Origin of the sequence: Paraburkholderia sp. J67 (assembly GCF_905220265.1) — a bacterium.
Classification (GTDB): Bacteria; Pseudomonadota; Gammaproteobacteria; order Burkholderiales; family Burkholderiaceae; genus Paraburkholderia.
Window position 1 is genome coordinate 1 of the sequence record NZ_CAJMZK010000154.1, and the last position, 210, is coordinate 210.

The window sequence follows — 210 nt, forward strand, 5'->3', positions numbered from 1 at the left end:
CGCGACCGCCTGCCGGTGGCCTGGACGCTCGCCTCGGGCGACACGGCCAAGGACATCGCCGAAGCCGAGCACATGCTCGACGTGCGCCGCCACAACGTCTTCAAGCTGAAGATTGGCGCAAAGGCGCTTGAAACCGATATCAAACACGTCGCCGAGATCAAGAAGGCCGTGGGGAATCGCGCCGCCGTGCGCGTGGACGTGAACATGGCG

At 65.2% G+C, this 210-nt stretch carries 1 protein-coding gene; it reads left to right on the plus strand.

Annotated features, from left to right (window positions below; translation table 11 throughout):
* A partial coding sequence (locus U5782_RS41570; protein WP_415914509.1) for an enolase C-terminal domain-like protein occupies nucleotides 1-210 on the plus strand: 210 nt, incomplete at both ends.